This window comes from Ligilactobacillus ruminis DSM 20403 = NBRC 102161, from assembly GCF_900113455.1.
GTDB classification, from domain to species: Bacteria; Bacillota; Bacilli; order Lactobacillales; family Lactobacillaceae; genus Ligilactobacillus; species Ligilactobacillus ruminis.
In genome coordinates this window covers 40,759-62,378 of the sequence record NZ_FOPI01000003.1, presented here as the reverse complement: position 1 = coordinate 62,378, position 21,620 = coordinate 40,759, and the positions used below count along the sequence as shown (strand labels likewise).

The window sequence follows — 21,620 nt, the reverse complement described above, 5'->3', positions numbered from 1 at the left end:
CTCTTAAATCATTGCTTTTCTCAAAACGACGCTGACGCCTTCAGGAGCCCAACCGGCAACGATGCTGCCGGCCTTGACGGAAATCCATCCGAGTCCTGCAAAAACCAGATCGCTTTTTTCAGTGACCTTGAACTCAAATCTGACAAGTTTCGGAAATGTCTTCATCTCTTCTTCTGAAGGAGGATTCAACAGTTTTCCGGCATGCTTTTCATAAAATGCAGAGGCATTTTCGGTCTTGGTTCTGTGAATCATCAAATTGTTGTCCAGATATACGACAACGCCTTGTTTTTCTCCGGAAACGTAATCAAAGCGTGCCAATGCCCCTAAAAACAGAGTCTGTCCTTCATTCAGCTGATAGACTTTAGGCTTGATTTCCTTTTGAGGAGAAGCCAGTCTGAGTTCTTTAGGCGAAAGGTAGTGCGCCATTTGATCCTTATGGATGATTCCCGGAGTATCAATCAAGAAACGGCCATCGCCAAACGGAATTTCAATTCGATCCAGCGTCGTTCCCGGAAAACGCGATGTCGTAATCAAATCGCTGATGCCGGTTTGATGCTTAATAATCTGATTGATCAAAGTCGATTTTCCGACATTTGTGACGCCAACGACATAAACGTCTCTTCCTTCGCGATACTTGTCGATCAATTCCATCAGACGATCAATCTCATGACCTTTTGAAGCACTCGTCAAGCAAACTTCAACCGGTCGCAATCCTTGCGCATTTGCAGACTGACGCAGCCAGTCCCTGATTTTTGAGCGTTTGAGCGAGCGCGGCAACAGATCTTCTTTGTTTCCGACCATCAAAATCGGATTATTGCCGACAAAACGATGAAGTCCCGGAATAATCGAACCGCTGAAATCAAAAATATCAACAACGTTGACGATCAATGCATCCGATTCGCCAATTTGATTAAGCAACGCCAAAAAATCGTCATCCGTCAATGAAACGTCCGCCGTTTCATTGTAATGCCTTAATCTGAAGCAACGTTTGCAATAAAGATCTTCATCGTCAGTCCGTTTTTCCAAGGCAGACTGCGGCATAAATCCGGGTTCTTGCGGATCAACGGTCTGTATTTTTGCACCGCAACCGATACAGTACAGTTCGTCTGAATTTTCAGTCATTCAAATCATGCCTCCATGTCGTGCTTAGTTTATTTTCTTTCAGCAACCGCTTTTTAACGATATTTTCCAAAAAACGATTTATTTTAGTATTCCATGCATCCGATTTCACTAAGGGCTTCACCAAAATGCAGCGAATTCCAAAATTATTTGCCGATGCCACATCGGTCATCAGTTGGTCGCCAACGAGAACAGTCTCGTGTTTTTCCAGTCCGTACCTCTTCACCGCAATTTTGAGACCACGTGCAAAAGGTTTCATCGCACGCGAAACAAATGGCAACCCTAAAGAACGAACCGCCCGTTCCACCCTTTTAAAACTATTATTTGAAACGACTACCACAGGAATCTTTGCTTCTTCCATTTTCTGAAGCCATTCGCGAAGCTGGGGCGTTCCATCTGGATTATTCCAGGCAATCAAGGTGTTATCAAGATCAGTCAGCACCACCTTGATTCCTTTTTTTCTCAATTCCTCTGGAGGTAAATCGTAAATTGACTCAACTTGCCATGTTGGTTGAAATTTTGAAAACATGCTCTAATTCCCTTCTGAAATCTTACTACTACAATTATAGATTAATCGGGCCTGTTTACGCAAGAAACCCGAATCAGTCCAATCAGCAATAAAAAGGAGCCAGGAGAAAAAATCTTCCCAGCTCCTTTTGGTTAGCTAATTATTTTGCCAAAGCCTTCTTTGCTTCTTCAACAACGGCCGTAAATGCTGCTGCATCAGTAATAGCAAGATCAGCCAACATCTTGCGGTTAACTTCGATGTTAGCCAGTTTCAAGCCGTGCATCAATTTGCTGTAGCTGATGCCGTTCATACGAGCTGCAGCGTTGATACGAGCAATCCACAACTTGCGGAAGTTGGACTTGTTCTTTCGACGATCACGGAAAGCGTATTGGTATGACTTCATTACTTGTTGCTTAGCAACCTTGAATTGAGTATGCTTTGAACCGCGATATCCTTTAGCTAATTTCAAGACTTTCTTACGACGTTGACGCGTAACTGTTCCACCTTTAACACGTGGCATGATAATTCCTCCTTAGTATCCCGACTCTTCGGGTAAAAAACAAAATCGTGCATGCGCACCGACCAAAATGGTGCGACATTCAAAACTTGAATAAATGAATGATTATTTCATTTGTGAAAGCATCTGCTTGATACGCTTCATATCAGAGCCGGATACCATTGTAGCTTTACGCAATTGGCGACGTTGCTTAACCGTCTTGCCGTGGAAACGGTGTGATGTGTAAGCATGATTACGTTTCAAACCACCATTACCCGTACGCTTGAAACGCTTTGCTGATGCGCGGTGTGTTTTTTGTTTTGCTGCCATAATACCATATTCCTCCTATGTGATTTAAGCCTAGTTTTCGGCTTTTGGTGCAAGCATTAAGAACATGCTGCGACCATCCATTTTTGGCTTGGATTCAACTGTAGCAACATCGGATGTTTCTTCAGCGAATCGATCAAGAACTTCGCGGCCGATCTCTTTATGAGTAATCGCACGACCCTTAAAACGGATGGAGACTTTCACTTTGTCCCCTTTTGAAAGGAACTTGCGTGCATTCTTCATCTTAGTGTTGAAGTCATTCGTGTCGATCGTTGGGCTCAAGCGAACTTCTTTAACGTTGATCACTTTTTGCTTTTTACGAGCTTCACGCTGTTTCTTCTGCAACTCAAAACGATACTTCCCATAATCCATGATTTTGGCAACAGGTGGTTTCGCTTTCGGTGCAACCAAAACAAGATCCAAATTGGCTTGTTCTGCCATCTGCAACGCCTCTTGCTTAGACTTAACTCCAAGCTGAGCGCCGTCATCAGCAATCAAGCGCAATTCACGTGCGCGAATGCCTTCGTTTACCATTTTATCAACTGCTATGGCGTTTCACCTCCAAAAAAATTTCAGAGAAAATGCAGAAAAAACGGGTGCTCGCATAAACCAAACGCAAAGCACCCGTAAAAAATCCGTTCAATCGGAAATTAATTTCTTATTTCTGCCCAGGAACCTGTGTCCCTCAGGCGAGAAGCGGGAGCCTCTGCTTTTTTTCTCAACTTTTACATCTTAACAGTCCTATTTAAGATTGTCAACTGTTTAAACGATTTTTTAATCTTCATTGCGGCTATATGTTTCAAGATCGTGATCCAAAATCTTCTTAAAATCATCAAATGCCATCGTTTCGGTCTTTTCTTGACCATAACGACGAACCGTGACTGTTCCCTGCTCTTTTTCATTATCACCGACAACGAGAGTATAAGGAACCTTGTTGACTTGTGCCTGGCGAATCTTGTAACCCATCTTTTCGTTTCGATCATCGACGGAAACGCGAATTTGGCGAGCAGCAAGAGCACTTGCAAGTTTTCTTGCATAATCCGTGTGGAGATTCAAATTGACAGGAATGACCTCGACCTGCTTTGGGGCAAGCCATGTTGGGAAAGCACCTTTGTACATTTCGGTCAGGTAAGCCGTGAAGCGCTCCATCGTTGAAACGATACCGCGGTGAATCATAACCGGACGATGTTCCTCGCCATCGGCTCCGACATACTTGAGATCGAAGCGTTCAGGAAGAAGGAAGTCCAATTGAATCGTCGAAAGTGTTTCTTCGCCGCCAAGTGCAGTCTTTGTTTGAACGTCAAGCTTAGGACCGTAAAATGCAGCTTCGCCTTCTGCTTCGAAATATTCAAGTCCAAGATCATCCATCGCAGCTTTCAGCATGCGTTGAGATTTTTCCCACATTTCATCATCATCATAGTATTTATGAGTATTTTTTGGATCGCGATAGCTGAGACGGAAACGATAATCATTGATATTGAAGTCATGATAAACTTCAACCATAAGCTGAAGCGTCCGTTTGAATTCCGCTTCAATCTGATCCGGTGTCACGAAAGTATGACCATCATTCAAAGTCATTTCACGAACACGCGACAAGCCTGTCAATGCTCCTGATTTTTCGTAGCGGTGCATCATGCCAAGTTCGGCAATTCTCAACGGAAGATCGCGATAAGAACGAATATGACGGTTATAAATCTGAATGTGCGACGGGCAATTCATCGGACGAAGCTCAAGCAGTTCTCCGTCACCCATATCCATTGGAGGAAACATGTCTTCGCGATAATGATCCCAGTGCCCGGATTGTTTGTACAAATCAACATTGGCAAGAATTGGAGTATAAACATGTTCGTAACCCCATGAAACTTCCTTGTCAATAATGTAGCGTTCAATCGTGCGACGAATCGTTGCACCGTTTGGCATCCAATACGGAAGACCTGCACCGACCTTTGGATCCACGAAGAAGAGATCAAGATTGTTGCCGATGACGCGATGATCGCGTTCATGCGCTTCCTGCTGACGCTTCAATTCTTCATCAAGTTCTTTTTGTTTGCTGAAAGCCGTACCGTAAATACGTTGCAGCATCGGATTTGATGAAGCGCCTTTCCAATATGCGCCGGCAACTGAAAGAACTTTAAAGACCTTGACCTTGCCAGCATCTTCAAGTGAAACAGGAGAAGTAAAGTCAACATGATTCAAAAGCTTGTGTCCGTAGACCTTGCCATCTTCTGCATTTTCTTTGACGATTTCAGTTTGATATTCATCATTTTCAACAAGTTTCAAAGCTTCGTCCAGATCGTACTCCACAAATTCGATTTTTTCTTTTGCCTTGACGATTTCTTCCATCTTCTTCGTCAATTTTTCAAAATCTGCTTCGCCGACCTGACCATCTTCCTTATCAGTATCGAAGTAAAAACCATGTTCCGTCACTCCGCCTTCGCCAAATTTGATGTTTGGATAAAGATCGTGCAAGGCAGCTGCCAAAACAACTGCTGCAGTATGCCACAAAGCAATTCTTCCGTCATCGGAATCCTTCGCTACGATTTCAATTGAACCGTCTGAAAGTTTTTGATTCAAGTCAACTAATTTACCGTCAAGCTTGCCGCAAACAGCCTTTTTAGCAAGGCTCATGCTGATCGAAGCTGCGACGTCTTTAACTGTTGCACCGTCTTCAAATTCTTTAACGGTGCCATCTGGAAATTTAAGTTCCATTAGTATTACCTCCGATAATTTTTGCTTATGTGAAAAGGCACAAAAAAACGTCCCCGACATGAATTGTGCCATGCCAGGGACGTCATTGACGCGGTTCCACCCATTTTCGACATCCTTTTGCAAAAACCAGATGTCCTCAAAAACCGCTGATAACGGATGCGATCCGTCTTACCTTTGCAGTAAGCTCTCCATGAAAGCGGTAAGCTCGCCCGCACGAGAGGCTTTCAGTCGCGACCTCTCTCCCTGAATGGGTTGCCGTTTGTCTTTCACTAATGTATCTCTTATTTAAACACTAAGTTCCGCCTTTTTCAAGTGTTTTTTCAAAAATACTCAATTATTTCTGAGATTCGGACCGTCAACAATGATTTCAGTCGCCAAAAATTTGATTCTCTCCATTATCCGCTTGGCCTTGAGAGGGTCTGATTCCATCCGATTGTTAAACGTCAAATAACTGCTTTCGAGTTCTTCCATTGACAAATTTGATGAAAAAAACGTCGGTAGCCCTTCTTGCATCCGATGCTGCAAAATGACGCCTAAAATATCGTCGCGCGACCAATTGGAAAGAGAATCCGCGCCAATATCGTCAAGCATCAGCACTGGAGCATTTTTGACTTCGTTAACGGCGTCCGCAACCGTCCTGCCAGTTGTTTTATCGCCAAGAAGCGCCTTAAGATCAGAGATGAATGTCGGGACATGCAAGATTGTTGTTGAAAAGCCGTTTTCTGCCAAATCGTTTGCGATTGCTCCCAAAAGATACGTCTTTCCAACGCCAAATTTTCCTTCAAGATATAGTCCCTTGTGAAATTCGTTTGGATTTTCCGCATAAGATCTGACAAAAAGCAATGCCTGTTTCAAAGCTGCCGCTCTTCCCTTCGTCATTGTTCCGTATTCTTGCAAGCTTGCATTTTTGATCGACTTCGGGACGCTGATTGCCCTTACGCGTTGCTTGATTTTGCGCTGCTGCTTTTGTTTCAGGTTTTCTTTTGTCGGCAAATACACGATTTGAACGTGTTTGGAGCTCATGATTAACTTTGGACAGTATCCTGGCATAAACGTTTTCTTTCCGGCATCACGATCCTTTTTAAAATTCAAGTACTCGATAAACTTTGACATGCTCCTCCTGATTTCGTCAGCATCCAGCTCATCATGATGCTCTTTGATAAATGCGACAATTTCTGGGGATTTCAATACTTCTTTGTAAACGGACCTGACTTTTTCTTCCCAGTGGTATTTTTCCATCAATTCCGTCATCTTTTGACCTACGTCTTCCATCAAGTTCACCTGCCTTTGGCATTTTTAATCTGATTCCGCAACTTCTCAATCTCATCCAAATCATGTTTGTAGTCCAAATCAGCATTCTGTTTTTGTGCAAGTTCGTCCCAATCGGTCAATGTTGCTTTTTGAACTTTTTTTCTCGTTTGACCATTACGGGCACTTATCCGCCTTTGCTGTTTCTTTTGCTTGTTTTTTTCGACTTCGCCTTTCAGATAGTCCATTGCGCTTACGGGATCGCTGATCTTTCTTTTAGCAAATTGGTTGCAGAATTCTTCAAACCGAGTGCTGACTTTTCCGCTAAGCTGATCATTGTCTTCGTCACACAAAAAATAGTGCAAAATGACATTTATGACGGAACCCGGCAAAACATTGGCCTTAACGACGTTTCCGACAACATATTTTTCGATATTAGAAGCATAACCGCCCTGCTCGTTCTTCAACGCTTCCAGAAATTCAAGCGGGGCATAGTAATTGCAAGCTTCGACAAGCTGACGATCTTCAGATGATAACCTCGATGTACTTTTAGCTGATTCTGCGCTGATTTCTTTTTCATTGCGAGCAGGCTTTTCAAGAGCTGATTCAAATTCTTCGTTGACATACCGCTTGAATAAAGAAAAGTCGACCCTGTTGTTTGCAACGTTGAAGCTTTTTTCAAGCTGCTTGACAAGCTGAAGTTCATCCAGACCATACAGTAAAACCATCGTCTTCACCTCATCCAAATGCTCCATTACTTCCTTTTCTTCAACAAAAGAATGTTTCAATAGCTGTTTGAAGTATTTTAGATCAAAGTTCAGTTCGCTTTTCTCCAAAAGAGATTCGTTCTTGACGCGATTGATCTGCAAATTTTGAATATTTTCTTTTCTGACGTCAAACACATCAGCTAAGGTCTTGGTAATTTCCTTTGAATTTTCGGAATAGGCAAAGACATTTGGTGCAAACAACTGCTTGAGCTGGGCATGGCGTCTTCTTCCGACGCTTAACAGCAACAACGTATCTAAAACGGTCTGCTTAAAAAATTCCTGCCCGCTAAGCGGCAAAAGCAACTGATAGATCATTCTGCGTTCATTGGAGACATCGTGCACAAAAGTCCGCAGCAATCCAAGTGCTTCCAATTTGCAGCAAGCCTCATAAAACCGCGGAATTTCCATATCCAAGGTTTTTAGGATATCACCGATTTCAGGCAGATGTCCGCTTTTTCTCGGAACGGTTGTCGCTGAAGATGCCAAAACAGCGTGAACTGCTGCTGCATCTGCACCCATAATCGGCTGATACAGAAAGATCACCGTTTCGGAAGACAGCAAACTCTTTCTTTCCTCAGAACAAATTACGCATCTGTCTTTCGGCGAAAGAATATTCAACCCATTTTCCATCGACTCACATCCCTTTTACTTTTTGGCATCCGAACCTTTTTCCTGATCTTCGCGAGCCATCAACTCCTGAAGCTCGTTCACGAAGGCACCCATGTCTTTAAATTCGCGGTACACGCTGGCAAAACGAATGTAGGCAACATCGTCAACCTTGGCCAAAAGATCCATTACGTAGCCACCGATCAGTTGGCTGGAAACCTCGTTGCTTCCCGCTGCCCGAACTTTGCTTTCGACCTGATCAACCAAATTTTGAATATCATCCATCGGTACCGGTCGCTTTTCTGCAGCACGCATCACTCCGCGCATGATTTTTTCGCGATTGAATTCTTCGCGAAGTCCGTTTTTCTTTACGACAAGCAACGGAGCTGCTTCAATTCTTTCAAAAGTCGTAAAGCGATAACCGCAATTTTCACACTCGCGACGTCGTCTGATGGCATGACCGTCATCAGCAGGACGACTGTCGACTACTCGCGAGCCGTTCTTATGGCAATGTGGACATTTCATTAGTTTAAGGGCGGGATACCAACGTCTTTGACCGTTGGAAGGATAATCCGCAACTTAAAAAGTCGCCCCGCCTCTCCTTTCTTCTTTTTTAGTTGCTTGCAGTTCAGTTTGCAAGCATTTTCGGATTGTCTTCTTTATACCCCACATATCCGTTTATCTAAACATTTATCGTCTTTAGCCATTTTATCACTTGTTTGCGGGTCTGTTCAACCGTTCCTGAACTATCAATCACTACGTCTGCAAAACCGTTTCTTTCCCGTGAGCTCAATTGGCTCTCGATTCGACTTTTTGCCTCATCTTCAGAAAGTTTGTCTCGTTCAATCAAACGTTCCAGCTGAATTTTTTTCGGAACATCAATCGTCATTATAAAATCGCAAATTTTATCGTAATGCTGCTCAATCAACAACGGAGCATCCAAAACAACGAGATCGGCATTATTTTCTTGATTCAGCCTTCGAGAAATTTCCTCTCTGATCAGAGGTTCCATAACAGAGTTTAGCAATGAAAGCTGTTCGCTGTTTGAAAAAACGATCTGACCAAGAGCTTTTCGATTAAGCGTTCCGTCGTTTTTTAAAATTTTGTTGCCAAATATTTCCGTTAATTTTTCAAGTCCGATTGAGCCTTTTTCAACAACGGCTCTTGAACACTCATCAGCATCGATCACGGGAAGACCAAACTCTTTCAAATAGGCGCTGATCGTTGATTTTCCGCAAGCAATCCCGCCTGTCAGGCCCAATATCTTGCTCATTTTTTCATCACCTGACAATTCGGGCAATAATGCGTACCGCGCTGTCCGACGACTATTTTTTCAATCGGAGTACCGCATCGTCCACACTTTTCGCCAGTCTTTCCATAGACTTGCAAAAAGAACTGAAATGATCCTTCCTCAAGGAAGGCGTTGGCATAGCTCCTGATCGTCGTCCCGCCTTTCTCGATCGCTTTTTCAAGCTCATCGATGATTGAATTTCTCAAACAATCGGCCTGCTTTCTGCTGAGCTCATTGCAAGGCGTCAAAGGATGAATCTTTGCCATATAAAGCACCTCATCAGCATAAATATTCCCGACCCCTGCAACAAGCGTTTGATCAAGCAGAGCCGTCTTAATCGGCTTTTTCTTTTTTTGAAGTCCTTCATAGAATTTTTGAGAATCAAAATTTTTCTCGGTCGGTTCGGGACCAAGCTTAGAAATCCCGGAAAGAGTGGTTTCTTCACCTGTCTTAAACAGTTCCATCCTCCCAAATTTGCGAACGTCGTTATAATGAAGCTCGCTTCCGTCCATCAAATAAAAGATCACGTGCGTGTGCTTTTCAACCGGCTCTCCTTTTCGCCTGACAAAGTATTTTCCTTCCATTCTCAAGTGAGAAACCATCGTCAATTCGCCTGAAAAGCGAAATAACAGATATTTTCCGCGTCGATCGACATCAAGCAATTTTTTCCCGCTGAGTTTTTTGCAAAATTCATCCTTGGAACCCACGATTATCTTGTCATATAAAACATTGACGTCCTTAATCGTTTTGCCCTTGATCAGTCTGTTAAGGCCACGTCTGACCGTTTCAACTTCCGGTAATTCAGGCATAATTCTACCTCATTTCGTATCAAACCATGTTTTGCCATGTCCGCTTTCAACTTTAAGCGGAACATCCAACTTAACTGCAGAATCCATCACGCTCGGAACAAGTTTTTCAAGCACGGGAATTTCTTCTTCAGGCGCTTCAAAAATCAGTTCGTCATGAACCTGTAAAAGCATTCTGGCTTTAAGTTCTTCTTTTTCAAGCGTCTCCTGCATCTTAATCATCGCAACCTTGATAATATCGGCAGCACTTCCCTGAATCGGAGTATTCATAGCCGTCCTTTCAGCAAACGAACGCTGATTAAAATTTTTTGAACGAATCCCTTCAAGATAGCGGCGACGTTTGAAAAGCGTTTCAACGTATCCTTGATTTCTTGCAAGCTCCACAATCTCCGTCATATATCTTTTAACGCCGGGAAAAGATTCAAAATACGTTTCCATAAACGTTTTAGCCTGATCTCTTCTGCATCCGATGCTTTGTGCAAGTCCAAAGTCACTGATTCCGTAGACGATTCCAAAATTGACGGCTTTAGCCTGACGACGCATATTCGGCGTTACCTCGTCAGGACTGCTCAATCCAAAAATTTTCATCGCCGTATTGGCATGAATATCAAAATCGTCTTTAAATGCTTTTTGCATATTCTCGTCTTTTGAAATATGTGCCAAGACCCTCAACTCAATTTGCGAATAATCTGATGAAAAAATTTCCCATCCTTGGTGACTCGGAATGAAAGCCTGCCTGATTTTTCTTCCTTCTTCCAAGCGAACGGGGATGTTTTGAAGGTTGGGTTCAACCGAAGACAACCTTCCCGTTGTCGTCAACGTTTGCGTGTAGCGCGTGTGCACCTTCTCATCTTGATCCATCACTTTGATGAGTCCGTCAATGTAAGTCGACTTGAGCTTGGCAAATTGACGATATAAAAGCACGTTATCAACGATATCGTTTCCTCTGAGTTTTTCCAAGACACCGACTGCCGTTGAATAGCCGGTCTTTGTCTTCTTGGCACCTGGAAGCCCTAGTTTGTCAAACAAAATCGTTCCCAATTGCTTAGGTGAATTGATGTTGAATGTTTCTCCGGCTTCTTGATAAATCAATGATTCAAGATCGCTTATCTTTTCTTTGAAACGACTTCCCATCGTTTCAAGCGTCTCTTTGTCGGCTTTGATTCCGGCAATTTCCATCTTAGCGAGCACGATTGAAAGCGGGCGTTCGATTTCAAAATATAAATGATCTTGAGAATTATCTTTTAATTTTTGCATTAATTTTTGTTTCAAAAAGGCAATCGCAAAAACTTTGCTTCTCAAATGCTCAAAAAACGTCTCATCAGCGCAAATTTCCTTTTTAGCACCTTTTCCATAAACTTCATCATCGCTTTTTACGCCAAAATAGCCTTGTTTTTGGCAAAGCTGCCCCAAATCGTTGCTGTTGTCGGTATTATTCAAAAGATAAGATACCAATAACAGGTCAAAATCGATTGATTCTGCTTCAATTCCCAAACGTTTGAGCGAGACATAAGTTTTCTTTCCGTCAAACACGTCAAGAGTCTTATTTTTATTTTCAAGAAATTCTCTTAAAGGTTCTCTTTTTAACAAGGAAACGTCTTTTGAAACATAGCACTGACCATCGGTCAAAAGCGCAAATCCCCAAAAAGGAGATGTATGATAGTTTTCATCGGCAAGTTCAAGATAAAAACTAGCATTATCAGCGTTTAGCTGCTGACCATCAATGTTTTCAAAAGTCAATTCGACTATCGAAGGAAGTTCTTCTTCATTTGAGACTTCTTCGGATTTTTTATCATTCAGTTCGCTCAAAAATTTATGAAAATCCATGCTTTGATAAAACTCTCGCAATTTTTCAATGTCTTTGCCTGCAAAATCGATATCGGCCAACCCGATTTCAAGCGGAGCATCACGCCTGATTGTTGCCAGATTTTTGCACGTCAGCGCAATCTCTTTGTCTTCGATCAAATGTTCCTTCATCTTTGATTTTTTGAATTCATCAATATGTTCATAAAGATTTTCAATCGTTCCGTACTGATTCAAAAGCTTTAGTGCCGTCTTTTCGCCAACTTTGGACACCCCGGGGTAATTATCCGAAGTATCACCCGCAAGTCCTTTGAGATCGGTAATTTGAGAGGGCGAGATGCCAAGCTTTTCACTCAAATGGTTTGGCGTGTAATATTCTATTTCCGTAACGCCTTTAACAGTCAAAGCAACCGTCGTTTGATTCGTCACAAGCTGCGTCAAATCTCGATCGCCGGTCACGATCGTTGTTTCATAACCATGTTTCTCGGCTTCCTTTGACATCGTTCCGATTATGTCGTCTGCTTCGTAATTTTTCAATTCATAATGTTTGATTCCGTAGCAGTCAAGAAGCTTCTTGACATAAGGAAACTGTTCCGACAATTCTTCTGGCGTCTTTTTTCTGCCGGCCTTGTAATCACTGTATTTTTCAGTCCGAAAAGTCTTCTTGCCAGCATCAAACGCAACCAGGATTTTATCAGGATTTACGTCATCCAAAATTTTGTCGAGCATTCTTTTAAATGAAAAAACCGCGCTCGTATGAAGACCGTCATGGTTAACGAAACGTTCCGTTTGCATAAACAATGCATAAAAACCCCTAAACGTAATACTATTGCCGTCAATCAGGAGTAGTTTTTGTTTTTCTGTCATTGTCTGCACCCTTTCAATTTAGATTCCAACTCAGATTATAGCAAAAAAATGCAATCAACTCCAAAAAGAGCGACCGCATGTTTCCAGCATCCTGTCGATATCAACTGAACAAAGCCGCTGTCGCTGATATTTGAAACGATCCTGACTCTCTTCAAACCGCACCGGCATTTGCCGATCCAGGGTTACCCAAACGATTCTTTCGACAGGCTTTTCATTTTTAGTCAAAACGCTCTCCGCTTCTTGAGGGTTCAAAGCATAGTAACCATTTTTTAAACAGTTCCGACTGATGTTCGAATTGCTCTTTGGTCACGAATAAACGGTTCATAGAATTATTTGAAATGCTGTGACACATCAAAAAATCGAAAAGCTGATCGGCGTACTACGTTTGATCCACCTAATCCTTTGTTCGATTTTTCTTTTGACAAAATGCTTTCCTGACCCTTTTTTGAAATATAAGAGACCCGGAAAAAAGATGCCTCAAATTGAAAAACCGGATGATTTGCAATCAATCGCAAATCTAATCCGGTTTTTTTGTGTATGAATGACGATCTTTTGCTATGCTGGAAATTGATTTTCATGTATCAAAATGCGTCAGTAAATTTGAATGAAATTTTCGATGAATTGGTTGAGCAACGTTGCTTTCCAAAAAGATAATTTTTTGTACATAAAAAAATCAAAAAACAGAAGAAGTTAGCCGAAAATAGACCGCCTTCGTTAGATATTTCATCTAATTCAAGGAAGAAACGGGACTTCTTTTCCAGACTCTTTTGCTTTTTAATTATTGTCGCTTGAATCGATGCCAAAAATTTGCAACAGATACAAGAAAATATTGAGAAAATCAAGGTAAAGGTTCAAAGCACCGACTGCAGCCAAAGAATCAGTATTGACTTGCGATCCATATTGATAGTACATCACCTTGTAAGTCTGCGAATCATAAGCCGTCAAGGCTGAGAAAACAACGATTCCGATAAACGAAAAGACATACTGAATCATCGTGCTGTGCAAGAACAAATTAACGATGCTGACGATAATCAAGGCAATCAAAGCAGCCAATGCCTGTCGTCCGATTCCAGAAAGATCTTTTTTGGTGCTTGTTCCCATGACGGCCAAAACAACAAACAGAACTGCTGCAGCAATGAATGCACGCGTAATGTCCATTGCCGTGTATTTATAAAGCAGACCGCTTAAAAACAGACCTTCAATCATCGAATAAAAAACCAATGAAGACAAAGCCTTGCCTGAAGTCCGAATGGCTTTAAGCGAAGACATTCTGAAGACAAGCACCAATTGCACGATAAACAAAATGCTCATCACGAGTCCGTTGGACAATAAACTAACAACCGACGGAACGTTGGCGGCCATGAATGCCGTTACGGCAGAAATACCTACGGCAGCAGCCATGTAACCATACATTTTCATAAAGAAACCGTTTGCGTCTTTGACTAATTTTTGCCCTTCATATAAATTAGGATCGTTATTCATTTTTTTCAACCTCTTTTTCCAAATTATTTTCGAGTTGCTGATGATTGAAACGACGCGGGGGACGAACCATGATCACTGAATCAAGAATACGATTGCCGTTTTCGTTTGTTCCTTCAACCGAAATCATGATTACCTCTTTCATCAAATCAACTTTGATGACTTCAAAGGTAAACGTAATCGTTTCTTCATGATAAACCGGTTCAATGAAATTTGTCGCTACATTTACAATTTCGCTTCCCGGACCAGGAAGAAGCTTCGAAATCGAACTGGTCAAAATTCCTGACAACATGACCGGGGGCACAACGGGTGCTTTGTATCCCATTGACTGTGCAAACGCAGTTTGAACGTATAACGGATTGGAATCATTTGTAAGTCCAAGATAAATCAGTAATTCACGCTCTGAAATACATTCCGTGACGGTTAAAGAATCTCCTTCTTTAATTTCATCGATTGATTTTCCACGCCTATGCGCATCATCTTGCATACAACTCACTCTCCTACTTTCAACTTCAAGTACATATTATCACAATCATTTAATCTTCTCAATCATACCACAAAAATTTAAAATTATTTAAAAAAAGCCGAGGTTCTCCTCGACTTTAAAAATTCACGTCATTTCTCCAATTTTGACTTGATCACAAAAAGTTCGCTGTCTTCAATTGCCTTCAAACTATGAGACTCATTCGGAAGCATGCGCACGAAACTGCCAGGCGCAAGTTCCGTTTCAAAATCATGACCGGAAAAGATAACCTTTCCCTTGATTGGAACGACTACGACAGTATAGTCAACATGATGCTCCGGAATCTCTTTTCCGGACGGAATCACCAAATCAGTTACGACTTGTTGATCAGTTTCAAAAATGTGACCAATTTTGCCGATACTATCATACCGTTTCATGCAATGAAACCTCCTGAATCAATTGTTCTTTAAACTGAGATTGGACAAAAGTTCCTCATATGCATGCTCATACTTCGGAATGTCTCCGGCACCCATAAAGATGACGACATCATCGTGAAAATCAAGCAGCGGCGACATATTGTCCAAACTGAGAACTTCTCCGCCCTTGCTGATCTTTTCACCAAGATCCTTAGCAGAAACTTCACCGTTTTGTTCACGAATCGAACTGAAAATTTCAGTCAGATACACCTTATCAGCAAGATCCAAACTCTTGGCAAAGTCATCCATCAACGCAACGGTGCGGCTAAAGGTGTGAGGTTGGAAAACCGCGATGATTTTCTTCTTCGGATATTGTTGTCTTGCCGCATCAATCGTTGCAGCAATTTCTGACGGATGGTGTGCATAATCATCAATGATGACCATGTCAGCGACTTTCTTTTCGGAAAAACGACGCTTTACGCCTTTAAATGTCAAAAGTTCGCGTTTGACTTCTTCAGCATCAATCTTTTCAAGATGAGAAACCGCAATTACGGCAAGAGAGTTCAAAACGTTATGCTTGCCAAACAACGGGATGTCAAACGTTCCTAAAAATTCGTCATGTAAATAAACGTCAAAACTTGATCCCTTGGTCGTGCGCTTGATGTTTTCGGCACGCACGTCATCGTTTTCTTCCGTTCCATAACTATAGACCGGAATATCGACTTTGATATTTTGCAAGTGTTTGTCTTCCCCCCAGACAAACAATGCCTTCTTGGTGTGATTGGCAAGTTCTTGGAAAGCATCACAGACATCTTCAATCCCAGTAAAATAATCAGGATGATCAAAATCGATGTTCGTCATAATCGTGTAATCAGGATGATATCCTGCAAAATGGCGCCGGTATTCATCTGCTTCAAATACAAAAAAGCGCGCATCTGGCACCCCTTTACCGGTACCGTCACCGATCAAGTAGCTTGTCGGAGAAACTCCGCTAAGCACGTGAGAAAGCAAACCCGTGGTGCTCGTCTTTCCGTGAGCTCCAGCAACACCGATGCTTGTCGTTTCTTCAACCAGCATTTCGACTACTTCCGGATATGTCAAAACTTTAAGTCCCATTTCTTTTGCCTTGGCAATTTCTTCGTGATCGTCAGAAAATGCATTCCCGGCAACAATCGTCATATTCGCCTGAATATTATCCTTATCAAAAGGCAGAATTTTAATTCCGGCTTGTTCTAGCCCACGTTGGGTAAACGTATATTTTTCAATATCAGATCCAAGAACATTGCAGCCCTTGTCATTCAAAATCAATGCCAGGGCACTCATGCCCGTGCCTTTGATACCTACAAAGAAATATGTGGTATTCATATCCATGTCAAACGTCCTCTTTTCATAATCAACAATCACGTTAAGTTTACCATAATGATGCGCATAAATAAAAGCCAATTTATCTAAAAGCGCATATTGTTAAGTGCTTCCTGCGTCAAATGTACGATTCTGGGCTTTGCACCCCTTGCCTGCGAAATATACCCCTTGCTCTCAAGATCATCAATAATCGATGCGGCACGGTTGTATCCAATTGAAAAAATTCGCTGAAGCTTCGAAGTAGAAATCGTTTCTTCATTCACGATGTAATCCAAGACACGCGGCATCAATTCATCCTGGTTTTCCGCCACAATGGCTTTTTTCTTCAAAGTTTCAGGATTGAATGCATAATGCGGCTTGGCTTGCTTTCTGATAAAATCACAGACATCATCAATTTCGTCTTCAATATAAGTTCCTTGCAAGCGAAGCGGCTGACTTGATCCGTTGCCCAAATATAGCATGTCACCACGCCCAAGCAATCGCTCTGCTCCGGAACAGTCGAGAATTGTTCTGGAATCGGTTGAACTTGAAACCATAAATGCGATTCTTGTCGGGATATTGTTTTTAATCAGACCGGTCACGACATCAACGCTTGGTCGCTGCGTCGCAACGATCAAGTGAATTCCGGCAGCACGTGCTTTTTGCGTAATTCGTGCAATGTACTCCTGAACTTCAGAAGATGAAGCCATCATCAAATCTGCCAATTCGTCAATCACGATTACAATATACGGCAACTTGCCGGCATAATGTCCTTTTTCTTCGAGCTTCCTGTTATAACTCTCAAGATTTCTTGCGCCAAGGGCGGCAAGTTTTTGATATCTTTCTTCCATCTCCTCGACAACCCACTTCAAAGCCTCAGTTGCAGCCTGAGGATCGGAAACAACCGGCGAAAGAAGATGCGGCAAGCCTTGGTACGGTGCCATCTCAACAGCCTTGGGATCAATCAGCAAAAGCTTGACTTCTGAAGGCTTTGCCTTGTAAAGAATCGACATCAGCATGCTGTTGATAAAGACCGATTTACCGGAACCGGTTGCTCCGGCAATCAATCCGTGCGGCATCTTTTGAATATCGGTTACGCAAGCACGCCCGAACAAATCAACTCCAAGCGCGGTTGTCAAAGGAGACTCGGCAGTTTGAAATTCGTCAGACCCTAAAACTTCAGACAATAAAACAGGTCTTGACTTTTTGTTTGGAATTTCGATTCCAACGGTGCTTCTTCCCGGTATCGGTGCCTCGATTCGAATGTCTTTTGCCGCCAACGCCAATTTTAAATCATCATTGAGATTGGTAATCTTATTGACCTTGACTCCTCGTCCCAAGCTCAGTTCAAACTGCGTCACCGTCGGTCCAACCGTCCAGTTTGAAACAGACGCTTCGACCTTAAAAGCCTTCAGAGTTTCGTTCAGCGTTTCTGCTTGATTCAAAACCCATTCGTCGCTTTGAGGATCGTTTTCTTCAATCGGTTCCGGCAAAAGCGAAAGCGGTGGCAATTGATAACCGCTTTCTTCCGTCATTTTTTCAGTTGACTGTTTCTTTTGGTTCGACACGTTTACAATGCTTTTTTCTAACGAGTCTTTATCGATTGCAGCAGTTTCTGATGCATCTTCGTTTTCATTAGTCGCTTCGATTACCGCTGTTTCTCCAGTTGTGCCGTCATTTTTGCAGAAAGGTTTCGGATCTTTTTTGTTTTTGACAAACTCTGAAATTCTTACGTCTTTTTCGACCGGAGACGTTTCGTTGTTTTCTTTTGGCGCATTTTCCTGATTATCATCAAAATTTTTCTTTGGATAAAAAGTTTCAACCTTAAGATGAGATGATTTTTCTGTTTCATCGTTTGAAAAAAACGTTTCGTCTTTTTCAAACGATGCGACACCGTCATCCGAAACAAGTTCTTTTTTAATCATATCGGCTTGCTCACTGGATGTTTCTTCCGAAGTTTCTTCTTTAAAATTATTCTCTAATCCGTTAGTCAAATCAATGGCATCTTTTTCGTCATCGTCAAACAGCAGATAGTTGCTTGGACTTTTGAGCAATTCAGTTGCCAAACGGCAATAATCAGGTTCCGTCGTGATTATTTTTTGACCGATTACTTTTGGAATATACGTCGGATGAAAATAACGCGAATGTGAAGCATTTCCCGATTCCCTATTTGAATGCTTTTTTAATTTGTCTTCTGGCTTGACCAAATCATTTTTGCGATAAAATGCCGGTCCATCATAATACTTCATGAATTCCACCCTAACTGAATTGATTTGCCCATAAAAAAGGGCTCGAGAAACTTCCCGACCCCTCAATTTTAACATAAAATTATGCTTCCGTTTGGAATAAATGCGCGGCCTTGTCAAAATCAAAGGCTGACCCGACCGGATAATCATCAGCATTCAAAACCATAATTCCACGCTTTTGTGGTGCATTTGGCAATTGAAGCTCACGCGCAGAACAAACCATGCCAAAGCTGTCGATTCCGCGTAATTTCCCCGGGAAAATCAGCGTACCGTCCGGCATCATTGCCCCAACTTTGGCAATAACAACGTTTTGTCCTTGCTCAATATTCGGAGCACCGCAAACAATCTGCAAATGGCCATCATCAACCTTGATGCTTGTTACGTGAAGATGGTCGGAATCAGGATGTTCCTCTGATTTTTCGACATATCCGACAACAAACTTTGGCTTTGCATCAACAACAAGTTCTGATGAAAAACCATTCTCCTTCAATGCTTCATTCAATGCATCAACTTGACCATTATCCAAAAAGATTTGACCTTTTTTAGTTTCAAGACCGCTAATGATCTTAGAAGCATTGAAAAAATTGTAGCCTGTCGTTTGGCCCGATTCAACATCAAAAATCCTGACAATGTCACCCTTCTTTTCACAAGATTGGGTTGCAGCATCGGGAGCAACGACCGTCAGCAAAACGTCCCCCAACTGCTCTTTATTGTAACTTGCAATCAACATTGATATGATACTTCCTTCTCAAATTATTTGGGAAAACCCCAGAACTATTCAACATTATTTAGAAATGCTTCGACCTCTTCTTTTGTCTTGCGATCCTTGTTGACGAATCGATCTTTTTCTTTACCGTCAACATAGACAATAAAACTCGGAATTCCCATGACGAACATCTCTTGACAAAAATCAATGTTTTCGTCACGATCGACCAACAAGAACTTGAAATCAGAAAATTCTGCTTCAATTTCCGGCATTGCAGGCTTGATAAATTGACAGTCCGGGCACCAGTCTGCCGTAAAAAACAACACATACTTTCCGTTATCATGCTTTTGTTCAAATTCCGTCTTTGTCATTTTTGCCAGTTTTTCCATATTCAATACCCTCCATATCGGTTGATGCAACAATTATAACGCATCGCTTAAAAAAATACACCATCTTTGCTTGCTGAACTATGTTATAATCTAGGAAATGCTTCAGGAGGCAACAAATTGAAAAAAGAAAACATCCTACTTTTAGCAGCGTCAGGATTTATCGTCGCAAACCTATTTACCACGATTGAAAAACACGCCAGGCTGTCGCCAAGAAAAGTCCTTTTTGACATCAAGAAAGAACTGAAAAAAGATAAGGGCTTCTATGACGGCTGGATCGAACATAAAACCGTCCCATTTAAAAAACTTGCATTGACACATGACGCTTATCACGGCGGTATCCTAAAGAAAGAAAATGCCAAGCTTGCATGCTACGAATTTTGGGTCGACTCTAAAACAGGCAGCATTTTAAAAATCTGTCGAACCGCTCAATTTTAAAATGATTGAACGACATTGCACTAAAGCCGAGGTTTCCCGGCTTTTTTATCAGAAATGCGCCGTCAGCTTATAAATAGGTTGACCTTTTTGACTAAATTTTTCTTCATATTCGGTCATGACGTTTTCTTTTGCTTCTTCAGAGTCATGCAAATCAAGCCAAACGCCATCAAAATGCATTCCAAATTCATTCATGCTGCAAAGAGAATATTCGAACAGTCCGCGATTATCCGTCTTGAATTCGATTCTTCCATCTCCATTCAAAACATTCTCGTATGATTCAAGGAACGTTTTATATGTCAAACGACGTTTCTCATTGCGTTTTTTGGGCCAAGGATCGGAAAAATTAAGATAAATTCCGGAAACCTCACCTTCATTGAAAAATTCAGTCAAACCGCTTCCGTTTGCGCAAACAAGCTGTAAATTAGGAAGCTTGGCATCAATCTGCTTTTTAAGAGCAATACCGACTGCAACGGTCTGCATTTCAAGGCCGATAAAATTTCTGTCAGGATATTTTTCAGCCATTTCGACGATGAAACGCCCCTTGCCCGTTCCAACTTCAACAAAAATCGGCTGCTCTTTTTCAAAACGTTCCTGCCATTTTCCGGCAAATTTTTCCGGTTCCGTCACGACATATTGAGGATTGGCATCTATCAGCGGCTTAGCCCAAGGTTTGTTTCTTAACCTCATATCTTCTTTCTTCCTCCAGATACATAGTTACATTCAATAAGCAAGGGATAAAAGGCCATCCTTTTATCCCTTGCCATTAGATAATTTCTTATTTGAAAACTCATTAAGCTTTACAATGTCTTGGTTCATTTCATGGAAACGACCACGCATTCGGCTATTCTTGATATTCAGCAGCAGGTAGAGTTTTGCATACCATTCAACGCGCTCACACAAATCTTCCGTAAGATTTCCCTTTGCGTATTGATTTAACCACTGATACCAGCTATTGCGCGGGACATATTGACACATTAACATACTGATATCCATCGCAGGATCTGCAATAATCGCCGACTCCCAGTCTACGAGATACAGTTTTTCAGAGTCGGACATCAGCCAGTTCTTATGATTCAAATCGCCATGACATACTTCGTAATTCGAGCGTTCAAGTTTAGGTTGACATGCCCTCAACTGATTGGCAACACTCTTCAAAAGCGGATGTCGTCTCAAATCGGAATCCAATCCTCTGAAATAACGATTCAGCAGCTCGTACGGCGTAACTATCTGTCCGCCTATCTGCAGCAACATCTTCTTCAGTAATTCCGAATGATGCACGCGATACAATAATGACGTAACCTCTTCAGAACACATTTCATCTTTTGCAAGGCAACGACCATTCATCCACTCTTGAGCAGTCAGAGTATCTCCCGAGACCATCGTCTTGGTCCAAATCAGTCGCGGAACGATATGCTCAATCGAAAGCGCTGCTAAAAAGGGAGACGAATTTCGTTTCAAAAAAACACGCTCATCTTTGTTGATGCCCATATAGGCCGTGCCAGTGTCGCCATCAATCGGAAGAACTTGCCAACCATTCTCCAAATTAAGGTTCAACGCAGGCTCTCCTTTTCGAAAATATCGATAACTAGTGGTATTTT

22 protein-coding genes and 1 other annotated feature are annotated in these 21,620 nt (G+C 41.9%); of the genes, 1 reads left to right on the top strand and 21 read right to left on the bottom strand.

Going from position 1 to position 21,620, the window contains the following annotated elements; genetic code table 11:
- Window positions 1-3: 3 nt before the first annotated feature.
- From yqeH to BMZ95_RS00210, 19 genes are all read right to left on the bottom strand, one after another.
- Entirely contained in the window at window positions 4-1,122 is a 1,119-nt protein-coding gene (yqeH, locus tag BMZ95_RS00310) for a ribosome biogenesis GTPase YqeH (protein ID WP_003698076.1), read from the bottom strand.
- Window positions 1,115-1,648 carry a YqeG family HAD IIIA-type phosphatase gene (locus BMZ95_RS00305; RefSeq protein ID WP_014073544.1) on the bottom strand — a complete coding sequence of 178 codons (534 nt, stop codon included), beginning with the start codon at window positions 1,646-1,648 and terminating at the stop codon, window positions 1,115-1,117. Before BMZ95_RS00305 ends, yqeH begins: the two co-directional genes overlap by 8 nt.
- A 139-nt stretch (window positions 1,649-1,787) precedes the next feature.
- Window positions 1,788-2,147, bottom strand: a complete 360-nt coding sequence (gene rplT, locus BMZ95_RS00300) for a 50S ribosomal protein L20 (protein WP_046922809.1) — start codon at window positions 2,145-2,147, stop codon at window positions 1,788-1,790.
- 102 nt (window positions 2,148-2,249) lie between these two features.
- Entirely contained in the window at window positions 2,250-2,453 is a 204-nt protein-coding gene (gene rpmI, locus BMZ95_RS00295) for a 50S ribosomal protein L35 (RefSeq protein WP_003693779.1), read from the bottom strand.
- A 30-nt stretch (window positions 2,454-2,483) separates the two neighbouring features.
- Window positions 2,484-2,984 carry a translation initiation factor IF-3 gene (infC, locus tag BMZ95_RS00290; protein ID WP_003693776.1) on the bottom strand — a complete coding sequence of 167 codons (501 nt, stop codon included), beginning with the start codon at window positions 2,982-2,984 and terminating at the stop codon, window positions 2,484-2,486.
- A gap of 44 nt (window positions 2,985-3,028) precedes the next feature.
- Window positions 3,029-3,168 (bottom strand) — a sequence feature (ribosomal protein L20 leader region).
- A 56-nt stretch (window positions 3,169-3,224) separates the two neighbouring features.
- Complete coding sequence (gene thrS, locus BMZ95_RS00285) at window positions 3,225-5,159, bottom strand: threonine--tRNA ligase (RefSeq protein ID WP_014073546.1); 1,935 nt, start codon at window positions 5,157-5,159, stop codon at window positions 3,225-3,227.
- A gap of 330 nt (window positions 5,160-5,489) precedes the next feature.
- On the bottom strand, window positions 5,490-6,431 hold the full coding sequence (dnaI, locus tag BMZ95_RS00280; RefSeq protein ID WP_046922810.1) for a primosomal protein DnaI: 942 nt from the start codon (window positions 6,429-6,431) through the stop codon (window positions 5,490-5,492).
- Between the two features lie 5 nt (window positions 6,432-6,436).
- Entirely contained in the window at window positions 6,437-7,804 is a 1,368-nt protein-coding gene (locus BMZ95_RS00275; protein ID WP_014073548.1) for a replication initiation and membrane attachment family protein, read from the bottom strand.
- 15 nt (window positions 7,805-7,819) lie between these two features.
- Window positions 7,820-8,305, bottom strand: coding sequence for a transcriptional regulator NrdR (nrdR, locus tag BMZ95_RS00270; protein WP_003693768.1), 486 nt, complete (start codon window positions 8,303-8,305; stop codon window positions 7,820-7,822).
- A 157-nt stretch (window positions 8,306-8,462) separates the two neighbouring features.
- Window positions 8,463-9,053, bottom strand: coding sequence for a dephospho-CoA kinase (gene coaE / locus BMZ95_RS00265; RefSeq protein WP_046922811.1), 591 nt, complete (start codon window positions 9,051-9,053; stop codon window positions 8,463-8,465).
- A complete protein-coding gene (mutM, locus tag BMZ95_RS00260; RefSeq protein ID WP_014073550.1) occupies window positions 9,050-9,880 on the bottom strand; it encodes a DNA-formamidopyrimidine glycosylase in 831 nt (276 codons plus the stop codon). The genes coaE and mutM overlap by 4 nt, the downstream gene beginning before the upstream one ends.
- 9 nt (window positions 9,881-9,889) lie before the next feature.
- Window positions 9,890-12,547, bottom strand: coding sequence for a DNA polymerase I (polA, locus tag BMZ95_RS00255; RefSeq protein WP_046922812.1), 2,658 nt, complete (start codon window positions 12,545-12,547; stop codon window positions 9,890-9,892).
- Window positions 12,548-13,321: 774 nt separating this feature from the next.
- Window positions 13,322-14,029, bottom strand: coding sequence for a Bax inhibitor-1/YccA family protein (locus tag BMZ95_RS00240; protein ID WP_014073552.1), 708 nt, complete (start codon window positions 14,027-14,029; stop codon window positions 13,322-13,324).
- Window positions 14,022-14,513: a MaoC/PaaZ C-terminal domain-containing protein gene (locus tag BMZ95_RS00235; RefSeq protein WP_014073553.1), complete on the bottom strand. Its 492-nt coding sequence runs from the start codon at window positions 14,511-14,513 to the stop codon at window positions 14,022-14,024. The genes BMZ95_RS00240 and BMZ95_RS00235 overlap by 8 nt, the downstream gene beginning before the upstream one ends.
- Before the next feature lie 128 nt (window positions 14,514-14,641).
- On the bottom strand, window positions 14,642-14,926 hold the full coding sequence (locus tag BMZ95_RS00230; protein ID WP_014073554.1) for an AraC family ligand binding domain-containing protein: 285 nt from the start codon (window positions 14,924-14,926) through the stop codon (window positions 14,642-14,644).
- A gap of 18 nt (window positions 14,927-14,944) precedes the next feature.
- Complete coding sequence (murC, locus tag BMZ95_RS00225; RefSeq protein ID WP_014073555.1) at window positions 14,945-16,276, bottom strand: UDP-N-acetylmuramate--L-alanine ligase; 1,332 nt, start codon at window positions 16,274-16,276, stop codon at window positions 14,945-14,947.
- Between the two features lie 77 nt (window positions 16,277-16,353).
- Window positions 16,354-18,495: a DNA translocase FtsK gene (locus tag BMZ95_RS00220; protein WP_046922814.1), complete on the bottom strand. Its 2,142-nt coding sequence runs from the start codon at window positions 18,493-18,495 to the stop codon at window positions 16,354-16,356.
- Window positions 18,496-18,574: 79 nt separating this feature from the next.
- Window positions 18,575-19,222 (bottom strand): YtpR family tRNA-binding protein, encoded by a 648-nt coding sequence (gene ytpR / locus BMZ95_RS00215; protein WP_046922815.1) that lies wholly within the window; start codon window positions 19,220-19,222, stop codon window positions 18,575-18,577.
- A 44-nt stretch (window positions 19,223-19,266) separates the two neighbouring features.
- Complete coding sequence (locus tag BMZ95_RS00210) at window positions 19,267-19,587, bottom strand: thioredoxin family protein (protein ID WP_014073558.1); 321 nt, start codon at window positions 19,585-19,587, stop codon at window positions 19,267-19,269.
- A 117-nt stretch (window positions 19,588-19,704) separates the two neighbouring features.
- Here BMZ95_RS00210 and BMZ95_RS00205 point away from each other — a divergent pair, with 117 nt between their 5' ends.
- Entirely contained in the window at window positions 19,705-20,022 is a 318-nt protein-coding gene (locus BMZ95_RS00205) for a hypothetical protein (protein WP_046922816.1), read from the top strand.
- Between the two features lie 48 nt (window positions 20,023-20,070).
- On the opposite strand, the gene trmB is transcribed toward BMZ95_RS00205, so the two are convergent.
- Window positions 20,071-20,709, bottom strand: coding sequence for a tRNA (guanosine(46)-N7)-methyltransferase TrmB (gene trmB, locus BMZ95_RS00200; RefSeq protein WP_014073560.1), 639 nt, complete (start codon window positions 20,707-20,709; stop codon window positions 20,071-20,073).
- Between the two features lie 63 nt (window positions 20,710-20,772).
- Window positions 20,773-21,576, bottom strand: a complete 804-nt coding sequence (locus tag BMZ95_RS00195; RefSeq protein WP_014073561.1) for a phosphotransferase family protein — start codon at window positions 21,574-21,576, stop codon at window positions 20,773-20,775.
- Window positions 21,577-21,620 lie beyond the last annotated feature (44 nt).

Bases quoted from the DNA above. Each gene is read 5' to 3' on its own strand.
- yqeH (WP_003698076.1), bottom strand. From the start codon at position 1,122: ATGACTGAAAATTCAGACGAACTGTACTGTATCGGTTGCGGTGCAAAA.
- BMZ95_RS00305 (WP_014073544.1), bottom strand. From the start codon at position 1,648: ATGTTTTCAAAATTTCAACCAACATGGCAAGTTGAGTCAATTTACGAT.
- rplT (WP_046922809.1), bottom strand. From the start codon at position 2,147: ATGCCACGTGTTAAAGGTGGAACAGTTACGCGTCAACGTCGTAAGAAA.
- rpmI (WP_003693779.1), bottom strand. From the start codon at position 2,453: ATGGCAGCAAAACAAAAAACACACCGCGCATCAGCAAAGCGTTTCAAG.
- infC (WP_003693776.1), bottom strand. From the start codon at position 2,984: ATGGTAAACGAAGGCATTCGCGCACGTGAATTGCGCTTGATTGCTGAT.
- thrS (WP_014073546.1), bottom strand. From the start codon at position 5,159: ATGGAACTTAAATTTCCAGATGGCACCGTTAAAGAATTTGAAGACGGT.
- dnaI (WP_046922810.1), bottom strand. From the start codon at position 6,431: ATGGAAGACGTAGGTCAAAAGATGACGGAATTGATGGAAAAATACCAC.
- BMZ95_RS00275 (WP_014073548.1), bottom strand. From the start codon at position 7,804: ATGGAAAATGGGTTGAATATTCTTTCGCCGAAAGACAGATGCGTAATT.
- nrdR (WP_003693768.1), bottom strand. From the start codon at position 8,305: ATGAAATGTCCACATTGCCATAAGAACGGCTCGCGAGTAGTCGACAGT.
- coaE (WP_046922811.1), bottom strand. From the start codon at position 9,053: ATGAGCAAGATATTGGGCCTGACAGGCGGGATTGCTTGCGGAAAATCA.
- mutM (WP_014073550.1), bottom strand. From the start codon at position 9,880: ATGCCTGAATTACCGGAAGTTGAAACGGTCAGACGTGGCCTTAACAGA.
- polA (WP_046922812.1), bottom strand. From the start codon at position 12,547: ATGACAGAAAAACAAAAACTACTCCTGATTGACGGCAATAGTATTACG.
- BMZ95_RS00240 (WP_014073552.1), bottom strand. From the start codon at position 14,029: ATGAATAACGATCCTAATTTATATGAAGGGCAAAAATTAGTCAAAGAC.
- BMZ95_RS00235 (WP_014073553.1), bottom strand. From the start codon at position 14,513: ATGCAAGATGATGCGCATAGGCGTGGAAAATCAATCGATGAAATTAAA.
- BMZ95_RS00230 (WP_014073554.1), bottom strand. From the start codon at position 14,926: ATGAAACGGTATGATAGTATCGGCAAAATTGGTCACATTTTTGAAACT.
- murC (WP_014073555.1), bottom strand. From the start codon at position 16,276: ATGGATATGAATACCACATATTTCTTTGTAGGTATCAAAGGCACGGGC.
- BMZ95_RS00220 (WP_046922814.1), bottom strand. From the start codon at position 18,495: ATGAAGTATTATGATGGACCGGCATTTTATCGCAAAAATGATTTGGTC.
- ytpR (WP_046922815.1), bottom strand. From the start codon at position 19,222: ATGTTGATTGCAAGTTACAATAAAGAGCAGTTGGGGGACGTTTTGCTG.
- BMZ95_RS00210 (WP_014073558.1), bottom strand. From the start codon at position 19,587: ATGGAAAAACTGGCAAAAATGACAAAGACGGAATTTGAACAAAAGCAT.
- trmB (WP_014073560.1), bottom strand. From the start codon at position 20,709: ATGAGGTTAAGAAACAAACCTTGGGCTAAGCCGCTGATAGATGCCAAT.